Source organism: Gilvirhabdus luticola, from assembly GCF_040117515.1.
GTDB lineage: Bacteria > Bacteroidota > Bacteroidia > Flavobacteriales > Flavobacteriaceae > Gilvirhabdus > Gilvirhabdus luticola.
Map to the genome: position 1 here is coordinate 253,360 of NZ_JBEEEN010000003.1, position 10,148 is coordinate 263,507.

Consider the following 10,148-nt stretch of genomic DNA (forward strand, 5'->3'; position numbering starts at 1 on the left):
ATACTACAATGAATGAAAGACGCACAACCAATGCACTGCTTTTAATTATAGTAATTCCGTTGGTGTTTTATCTCTTAAAAACTCTAGGGTTTATTTTTATTCCATTAATATTTTCTATGTTTATTGCGTTGCTGTTTTTGCCATTAATGCGTTGGTTTGGAAAAAAAAACGTACCTAGATGGGTTAGCATTGTTATAGTAATTTTCTTAATTGCTGGTGGTTTAAAAATTGGTGCAGAATTGGTGCAAATTTCCAGCAGAGAAATTTTAAGTTCTGAAACTGATTTCTTTCTCAAGGCTGAAGAAAAATTTAATGTTCTTCTAGTTGTTGCCCAAGAAACTTTTGGCTTTCAAATTGAGGATAAGAAAAGGGTTATTAAAGAATTAATTCAAACAGATAATATAAGTATTACTATCGATTTTATTAGAAGGACAGTGACCATGATTCTAATGACGGCATTTTTTGTAGTATTATGGCTTGCCGAATCAATAAATATTCAAAAAGTACTTAACAATACGATATTAAAACAAAAGCACACTTCTGTTAAGGCATTTGTTAAAATTGAAAAAGACCTAATAACCTTTATCAAAGTAAAGTTTTTAATTAGTTTGGCTACAGGAATTGGAACTGGTTTAGCCTGCTTATTTTTTGATGTGAGTTTTCCAATTTTTTGGGGACTATTTGCTTTTATTATAAATTTTGTTCAAATGGTTGGTTCTATAATTACAGTCGTATTGCTTTCAATATTTGCTTTTATTCAATTAGAACCTAGCAGTACATTGTTTTTCTTTATCATTACAATTACTAGCGTTCAAGTTTTATTTGGATCTATTTTAGAGCCAATATTTATGGGCAAATCATTTTCGTTAAATGTTATAACCGTTTTGGTAATGCTTATGCTTTGGGGTTTTATTTGGGGTGTTCCTGGTTTGATAATGTCTATTCCAATCACTGTTTTTTTAAAAATTATGTTAGAACAATTTCCAAACACAAGAGTTATTGCCAACTTATTGTCAGGTAAACATTGAATATATTTTTAGGTTAATTTTTTTTTAAAAGTATTTATAAGGTTTATATTTTAAGTATCTTTCGAATTATGAAAAAGATATGCCTCATAGCTTTCTTGTTTATTTCAACAAACACTTTTGCGTCATACATTTTGATTCCGATGGATGCCGAAAGCCAAAAAAATCATTTAAAGGCTTATGGGATTACGTATTGGGTGCTCGAAAAAGACTTAAAAGTGAAATGGTTACTCAATTATAGAGGTGGTTCGTTTTTATTGCCAGATGCTGAAGAGATACAAAGAGAATGTCAGATAAGAGGTGTTTCTTTTGAAGTGATTTCCAATGCAAAGGCTGAATCTATCCTTGAAGAAATAAGTAGTCCAAGTCAGAACATGGAAGCCGTGGTATTAGAAAAAGCACCAAAAATTGCTGTTTACACACCTAAAGGCAAGCAACCGTGGGATGATGCAGTAACTATGGTTTTAACCTATGCTGAAATTCCTTATGAAACCATTTATGATGAAGAAGTTTTGAATGATGGCTTACTTTTGTTTGATTGGCTACACTTACATCATGAAGATTTTACAGGGCAATATGGAAAATTCTATAGAGCCTACAGGACAGCGGCTTGGTATATGGCAGAAAAAAGGGAAGCTGAAGATTTAGCAACAAGATTAGGATATGATAAAGTGTCTCTTGAAAAGCTTGATGTTGCATTAAAAATTCGAGATTATGTAATTGGTGGCGGATTTATGTTTGCCATGTGTAGTGCAACAGATAGTTTTGATATTGCTTTGGCAGCAGAAGGTGTTGATATATGTGAGCCCATGTTTGATGGTGATGGAAGTGACCCAAACTATCAAAATAAAATTGATTATACTAAAACCTTTGCTTTTACAGATTTCACTTTAGAGCAAAGTCCGATGGTTTACGAGTTTTCTTCTATAGATATGACTCAAAAACGAAAAATTTTCAAAACAACAGATTATTTTACTTTGATGGATTTTTCTGCAAAATGGGATCCTATTCCTACTATGTTATGCCAGAATCATACGGCTTTGGTTAAAGGATTTATGGGACAAACAACAGCCTATACAAGAGACGAAATAAAATCTAATGTTTTGGTTATGGGCGAAAATAAAACCAATGGAGAAGCTAAATATATTCATGGGATTAAAGGAAAAGGTTTTTTTACATTTTACGGAGGTCATGATCCAGAAGATTATACTCATAGAGTAGGAGACCCTAAAACAGAACTTGATCTACATTCTACCTCTCCAGGTTACAGGTTAATTCTTAATAATGTATTATTTCCTGCAGCTAGGAAAAAGAAACAGAAAACCTAATGAAATTTATTCAGAAAGAAATTCAATTGAAGACAAGACCTAGAGGATTTCATTTGATTACAAGAGATATTCTGAATGGAATACCTGAAATTAATAAGATTAGCATTGGCCTGCTTCAAGTATTTATAAAGCACACTTCAGCTAGTTTAACCATAAACGAAAATGCAGACTCAACTGTAAGGCAGGATTTTGAAAGCCATATGAATGTGATGGTTCCTGAAAATCAATCGTACTACAAACATACTTTTGAAGGATCTGACGATATGCCAGCACATATCAAAACATCTTTGATGGGAACTTCAGTGCAAATCCCTATTTCAAATGGGAAATTGAACCTTGGTGTTTGGCAAGGTATTTATTTATGTGAGCACAGAGATCATGGTGGCTCAAGAAAAATTATAATTACTGCTTTTGGCGATTAATTATTTTTCGAATAACAATATAAATCCATCTGCACCGCTACCACCAGATTGCATGTTTTGGTCTATGGTTAATTGATTTTCGGTTTCAATCATACCTCCAATTTCATTATTTTCAACAATAAGATATTTTTTGCCGTTTGTTCTTAAAATTCTGTAGGAATGTGTTCCTGATTCAAATCCATTAGTAGAACCAGTTGTATTTTCTACTGTTAGTGCTGAACCTTCTTCATTGAATGTCCAAGCAATGATTCCTTTTTCAAAATTTTCATTAATTCCAGCAATACCACCGCTTATATTTACTAAAAACCAAGTTTCTGTTTTGGTATTTGCGTTGTCATTATTGCAACTTGAACTTAAGCACAATGCACACGTAACAAGTATTAGGAGAAGCTTTTTCATTATTTCAATTCTTAATTAGTTATTTAAAATAATTGCAAAAATCATGCTAATATTAATTTAATGACTGCCAAATTCACAGCTACATTTACCAATTAAAAAACTTTGAGTTTCTTCATGCCAAGGAAACGATTCGTTGTATTTGTTGTTTTCCCAATAGAATTTAGTTCTTTCTTTTGGTTCATTACCTATTTCGTTCATGGTTTCTGTATTGTATAATCGACCATTTACCATCGTATAAATAATACTATCTGTATTTCTTATATCATCAAGTGGATTTTTATCCATAACAATCAAATCTGCCATTTTCCCAACTTTTAAAGAACCAATATCTTTACCAGCTCCAATATAGTTTGCACCATTAATGGTTGCAGCTTGCAAAGCTTCCATGTTGGTCATACCACCTTGTTGAAGCATCCATAATTCCCAATGTGCACCAAGACCTTGTAATTGACCATGTGCTCCTAGATTTACTTTTACTCCTGCATCGGTTAATTCTTTACAGGTTTTTGAATATTGAATATAACCATTATCATATTCCTCTTGTGGAATTTTTAATCGATGTCTTGATCTAGAATCTATAATACCTCTAGGTGTATATTTTAAAAGTTTTTCGTTTTCCCAAACGTTGTCATGTTCATAAAAATAAAACTCACCATTAATGGCGCCATAACTAACAATTAAAGTAGGAGTATAGCCCGTATTGCTTGTTCCCCAAAGACTTTTAACGTCTTTATAGACTGTAGCAACTGGAATATTATGCTCAATGCCCGTATGCCCATCAATAATCATGGTCATGTTATGATAAAAAGTCGATCCGCCTTCTGGAACTACAAAAATACCTTCTTCTCTCGCGGCCTGAATAACTTGCTGGCGTTGGTCTCGTCTTGGTTGATTGTAACTTTTTACAGAATTTGCACCAAAAGCTTTAGTTCTTCTAATAGCTGATTTAGCATCATTTAGATTATTAATAACTGCTTTAAAATCTCCATCCGCACCATATAAAATGGCACCAGTTGAATAAAGTCTAGGCCCAACTATTTCGCCACTTTTTATAAGTTCTGAAAACGTAAAAATGGATTCTGTATTGGTAGCAGGATCATGAGACGTTGTAACTCCATAAGCTAGATTTGCATAGAATTGCCAATGTTTTTGATTAGTCAAACCATATCTATACCCTCCAAGATGTGCGTGCACATCCACAATACCAGGCATGATTGTTTTTCCATTTACATCATATATTTTCGCGCTTGATGGAATATTAACTTCTAAAGCATTCCCAAGAGCTTCAATTTTATTTTCACGAATTATAATGGTTCCATTTTCAATAACTTTATCACTGTCCATAGTAATAATGGTAGCTCCAGTAAATGCAATGGTACCTTTAGGTTTATCTGCTTCATATGTTAAACCAATTTTTAAACCTTCTTCAGTCATTGGTGGAATACTATCCGGACTATTTTTTAAAAATGTAAAACATTCAGAAAGTGAATTGTTGAAATATTCATCGCCTAATGTCCAATGAATTTTATCACTATTCTTTGACCAATGTAAATTGATGCCTGCATCTTTTGAAATTTGTGTAATAGGAACAAACTTTTTATCATCTTTTTTAATGTCTAAATCTACCGTATGTCCAGATCGAGGTAAAGGCGCTACATAAGCTTTATGCAGATTAGTGAATGCTATCCATTTATTATCTGGACTTACTACCATTCTATTAGCATATTTAGAGGTAACCAGTACTCTTTCATCTTTTCCATTAAGATCAACACTTTTTAATTCTTTGGTCAAGCTACCAAAGAAAGTTCCACCAATTTGATATATAATTCTGTTTTTTTCCAAATTAAATACAGGATATTCACCTTCTTTAATAATTAGTTTATGATTATCTCCATTAGAACTCATCGTATAAATCCCAGGATTTTTTGTAAACGAAAAACCCTGGTCACTATTTCCTGATTCTTTTTTATAAACAATATAGTTACCATCACTTGAAAAAGAAGGTGTTCTATAAATTCCTTTATCTTTATTTAGTTTTATAATTGAACCACCATTTACTTGTATTTTATTTATTTGTCCAAGGTTTTCGTCATTCCAACTTACATAAACAATATCTTTACCATTAGGAGAGAAGCTAGGTTCAAATTCTAAATCGGTTGAAGAGGTTAATCTTTTAGGAGTTCCATTAGGTAAGTTTTTAATATACAAATGACCAAGAGCGCTAAACACCAGCGATTTTCCATTGGGTGAAGTCACAGCATTTCTAATCATTTTTGCGTCGTAACTTTCTTGTGCTACTGGAATGTCGAACTCTAGGGCTTGGGCTATTTTTATAGAAGTCTCAACTCGAAAAGGAATATTTTTTACCTCTAGAGTATTAATGTTGATACGATTTATCTTACCGCCAGACCAAAATACAAGTTCTTTATTATTTGGCAGCCAACTAAAATTTGGATATACACCAAATAAGGCCCAAGTTTCTTGTTGATCTCTATCTAGTTTATCATAAATGGGCCATTCTTCACCAGTTTCCAAATCATGAATGTATAGAACAGATTTTGTTCTAACACGTTTTACAAAAGCCAATTTTTTACCATCTCTTGACACTTGTGGACGTGCTGCTCCGCCAGGACCACCTGTAATTTGTTCGATCTCGCCATTATCCATATTGTATCGATTGATAACATAAATTTGACTATTAGGATCTTTGTTATATAGAAACATATCACCAGGATAAACATCTTCACTGTAGTACAAATATTTTCCATCGGGAGAAATTGAAGGCTCGTTGACGTCTTGTTGGTCATTCTTTCTAGTTGTAAGTTGTATGCCAACACCTCCTGTAATATGATACATCCACATTTCGCCTGCTCCCATTGAACGTTCAGATGTAAAATGTTTTTTTGCAATGAGATAATTTTCGTCTGGAGTCCAAATAGCATTGTTAAGTAATCTGAATTTTTCTTTTGTTATTTGTTTGGCATTAGAGCCATCAATATTCATAACCCATATATTATCTCCACCACCTGCATCACTTGTGAAAGAAAGTTTTGTTCCATCAGGACTGAATCTTGGTTGAATTTCAAAAGGAAGGCCTTCTCTTAAAAGTGCGGCATTTCCGCCTTCTATTGGCATAATATAAATATCTCCTAATAAATCGAATGCAATTTTTGAACCATCTGGACTTACATCTAAATTTATCCATGTGCCCTCATCTGTAGTAAGCTTTAATTCTTTAAAATTCCAATTACCTTCTGGATTTGCAACATCCCATTTTTGTTCTTGTTCTTTAGTTTGGGCATGAACGGAAATAGAAAATAAAACAATAACTAATAAAAATGATTTTATATGATGCATAATAAATGGGTTAAAATATTGAAGCAGAAAGATACTTATAAAAACTCAATATTAAATTCATGAAGAGCATTCCTAAACTATTAAAACAAAAAAATCCGACTCTATGAAGAATCGGATTTTTTATAAGCGAAATATGTTTTACAATTAGGCGATTTGCCTATTTTACTTTTTCTACAATTGCTTTGAAAGCTTCTGGGTTATTCATTGCTAAATCTGCTAAAACCTTACGATTTAATTCAACATTATTAGCTTTTAATTTACCCATGAATTGAGAATAAGATAATCCGTGTTCTCTGGCACCAGCATTAATACGTGTAATCCATAAAGCGCGGAATGTTCTCTTTTTGTTTCTACGGTCTCTATACGAATATTGCATCGCTTTGTCAACCGCATTTTTTGCTACTGTCCAGACGTTTTTACGTCTTCCAAAGTAACCTTTTGCTTGCTTAAGAACCTTTTTTCTTCTGGCTCTTTTTGCAACTGAATTTACTGATCTTGGCATAATTTTAATTGTTTTTTGTAGTAGGCGATTCTTAAAAGAATTCTTCTATTGTGCCTAACTCCAGGGTTATTAATTGTTTTAACCAGAACGTATTACTTTAAACGTAATTGTTCTTTAATGCTGTTAACATCATGATCGTGAACCAATCCACTATGAGTTAACGCTAGCTTACGCTTTTTAGACTTCTTTGTTAAGATGTGACTTTTAAAAGCGTGCTTTCTCTTGATTTTGCCAGTGCCTGTAAGCTTAAAACGCTTTTTAGCACTTGACTTTGTTTTCATTTTAGGCATTTTCTTTTCCTAGTTTTAATTACTTCGCTTATTATCTTTACCTGACCATCAGGATTGTAATCTATTTTTTTGGAGCGATAAACATAGTCATACGTTTACCTTCTAATCTTGGCATTTGCTCCACTTTGCCAAATTCTTCAAGGTCTTGTGCTAATCGTAATAATAATATTTGACCTTGCTCTTTAAATATTATTGAACGTCCTTTAAAGAAAACAAAAGCTTTAAGTTTTGCACCTTCTTTTAAGAATTTTTCAGCATGCTTCTTTTTAAATTCGTAATCATGGTCATCTGTTTGAGGACCAAAACGAATTTCTTTTATAACAACTTTAGTTGCTTTAGCCTTTAAGGCTTTTTCGCGTTTCTTTTGTTCGTAAAGAAACTTTTTATAATCCATAACCTTGCAAACAGGAGGAGCAGCGTTTGGAGAAATTTCCACAAGGTCTAAACCTTGTTCGTCAGCAATCTCTAATGCTTTCTTTATAGGGTAAATACCTATTTCTACATTGTCACCGACTAGTCTTACTTCTTCAGCTTTAATTTTTGAGTTAATACGGTGCTGATCTTCTTTTATTACTCTAGAACCTCGAGATCTGTTTCTTCTTATTGCTATGGCTATATATTTTTAATTAAACTTAATTTTAAAATTTCTTTAATGTTTTATTTATTTCTGAATTAACAATTTTAGAAAATTCAACTATACTAATCATACCTAGGTCTTCACCTCCATGACGGCGCACAGTTATCTTTTCTTCATTTTCTTCGTTCTCGCCAATAATAATCATAAATGGAAACTTTTTCATTTCAGCTTCACGAATCTTTTTGCCAATAGTTTCGTTTCTATTATCAACGAGGGCGCGAATTTCGTTATTTTCTAGCAAAGTTAAAACTTTTTCAGCGTATTTTTCATATTTCTCACTAATTGATAGAATAATAGCTTGTTCTGGCATTAACCAAATCGGGAAATTTCCTGCTGTATGCTCAAGTAGAATTGCAATAAAACGTTCCATGCTACCAAAAGGAGCACGATGAATCATGACTGGTCTATGCAATTCATTATCACTTCCTTTATATGTTAAATTAAATCTTTCGGGTAAATTATAGTCTACCTGAATGGTTCCTAACTGCCACTGTCTTCCAAGAGCATCTTTGACCATAAAGTCTAGTTTTGGGCCATAAAAAGCGGCTTCCCCTTCTACAATTACATAATCTAACCCTTTGTCTTCGGCAGCATTAATGATGGCTTGTTCAGCTTTTTTCCAATTGCCAACATCACCAATATATTTGTCTGGATTTTCAGAGTCCCTTACAGATACTTGAGTAGAAAAGTTTTCGAACCCTAAAGAGCCAAAAACATAAAGTACTAGATCAATAACATTTTTAAACTCTTCGTCCAATTGTTCTGGTGTGCAGAATAAATGAGCATCATCTTGGGTAAAGCCTCTAACACGAGTTAAGCCATGAAGTTCTCCACTTTGTTCATATCTGTATACTGTGCCAAATTCTGCATATCGTTTTGGTAAATCGCGGTAAGACCATTGTGAGCTATTATAAATCTCACAGTGGTGTGGACAATTCATAGGTTTTAATAAAAATTCTTCACCTTCTTTAGGTGTATGTATAGGTTGAAAACTGTCTTCACCATATTTAGCATAATGACCAGAGGTAACGTATAATTCTTTTTGCCCGATGTGAGGTGAAATGACCATTTCATATCCTGCTTTTTTTTGCGCCTTTTTAAGAAAATCTTCTAAACGATCTCTTAAAGCTGCACCTTTAGGTAGCCACAGAGGTAACCCTTGACCTACTTTTTCTGAAAAAGTAAAAAGTTCTAATTCTTTGCCTAGTTTTCTATGGTCACGTTTTTTGGCTTCTTCAAGTAGTTGAAGATATTCTGTAAGATCTTTTTGTTTAGGAAATGAAATTCCGTAAACTCGTGTGAGTTGTTTATTGTTTTCATCACCTTTGTAATATGCCCCAGCAACACTTAATATTTTGACGGCTTTTACAATTCCTGTATTTGGTATATGACCACCACGACATAAATCTGTAAATTTGGAATGATCGCAAAATGTAATTGTACCATCCTCAAGATTTTCGATTAATTCTACCTTATATTCATTTTTATTTTGATAAAATGAAAGAGCTTCTTTTTTTGATACAGAACGCATTTTAAAATCGTACTTACCCCTTGCAATTTCAAGCATTTTATCTTCAATAGTTTTGAAGTCTTTTTCAGAGATCGTATCATCACCTAAGTCTACATCGTAATAAAAGCCATTTTCTATAGCAGGACCAACCCATAACTTTACATTAGGATAAAGTTCTTCAAGTGCTTCAGCCAAAATATGAGCAGAAGAATGCCAGAATGCTTTTTTACCTTCATTATTATTCCATGTATACAATGTAAGAGATCCATCTTTTGTAAGAGGAGTAGAAGTTTCAACGACAGAGTTATTAAAACTAGCCGAAATCACATTTCTTGCTAATCCTTCACTGATGTTTTTGGCAACATCTATTGGTGTTACATTTTTCTCAAACAATTTTATACTACCATCTGGTAATGTTATTTGTATCATTTTAAATTATTAAATTGAATTTGCAAAGATAATAGTATAAACATACACATACAATATATATATAAGTATAAATTTTAAACTCATATTTTATAGTTTATTTAGATTTGATATGTCTGGATTTAATATTTAGTTTCTAGTATAAATGTGATTTTAAATTACTTATAAAAATTAATTAAAAAAATAAAATTTTTATTGAAAAAGGATTGTAGAATTGCAAAAAGGGTTTTATATTTGCACCCGCTTTGGGGC

General features: G+C 32.6%; 9 protein-coding genes. 3 read left to right on the forward strand and 6 right to left on the reverse strand.

What is annotated here, in order from left to right; genetic code table 11:
- Positions 1-8 precede the first annotated feature (8 nt).
- From AAFP94_RS08185 to AAFP94_RS08195, 3 genes are all read left to right on the forward strand, one after another.
- On the forward strand, positions 9-1,028 hold the full coding sequence (locus tag AAFP94_RS08185; RefSeq protein ID WP_316662080.1) for an AI-2E family transporter: 1,020 nt from the start codon (positions 9-11) through the stop codon (positions 1,026-1,028).
- 140 nt (positions 1,029-1,168) lie between these two features.
- Positions 1,169-2,353, forward strand: a complete 1,185-nt coding sequence (locus AAFP94_RS08190) for an asparagine synthetase B (RefSeq protein ID WP_409628382.1) — start codon at positions 1,169-1,171, stop codon at positions 2,351-2,353.
- Positions 2,353-2,775, forward strand: a complete 423-nt coding sequence (locus AAFP94_RS08195) for a secondary thiamine-phosphate synthase enzyme YjbQ (RefSeq protein ID WP_316662082.1) — start codon at positions 2,353-2,355, stop codon at positions 2,773-2,775. The genes AAFP94_RS08190 and AAFP94_RS08195 overlap by 1 nt, the downstream gene beginning before the upstream one ends.
- Here the strand turns inward: AAFP94_RS08195 and AAFP94_RS08200 are convergent, their stop codons facing one another.
- The 6 genes from AAFP94_RS08200 to thrS form a co-directional block, all read right to left on the reverse strand.
- Positions 2,776-3,174, reverse strand: a complete 399-nt coding sequence (locus AAFP94_RS08200; RefSeq protein ID WP_316662083.1) for a hypothetical protein — start codon at positions 3,172-3,174, stop codon at positions 2,776-2,778.
- A 57-nt stretch (positions 3,175-3,231) separates the two neighbouring features.
- Positions 3,232-6,531, reverse strand: coding sequence for an amidohydrolase family protein (locus tag AAFP94_RS08205; protein WP_316662084.1), 3,300 nt, complete (start codon positions 6,529-6,531; stop codon positions 3,232-3,234).
- A 157-nt stretch (positions 6,532-6,688) separates the two neighbouring features.
- Entirely contained in the window at positions 6,689-7,033 is a 345-nt protein-coding gene (gene rplT, locus AAFP94_RS08210; protein WP_316662085.1) for a 50S ribosomal protein L20, read from the reverse strand.
- A 92-nt stretch (positions 7,034-7,125) separates the two neighbouring features.
- Complete coding sequence (rpmI, locus tag AAFP94_RS08215) at positions 7,126-7,323, reverse strand: 50S ribosomal protein L35 (protein WP_316662086.1); 198 nt, start codon at positions 7,321-7,323, stop codon at positions 7,126-7,128.
- Between the two features lie 61 nt (positions 7,324-7,384).
- A complete protein-coding gene (gene infC / locus AAFP94_RS08220) occupies positions 7,385-7,894 on the reverse strand; it encodes a translation initiation factor IF-3 (RefSeq protein ID WP_316662092.1) in 510 nt (169 codons plus the stop codon).
- Between the two features lie 67 nt (positions 7,895-7,961).
- A complete protein-coding gene (gene thrS / locus AAFP94_RS08225) occupies positions 7,962-9,899 on the reverse strand; it encodes a threonine--tRNA ligase (protein WP_316662087.1) in 1,938 nt (645 codons plus the stop codon).
- Between the last annotated feature and the right edge of the window lie 249 nt (positions 9,900-10,148).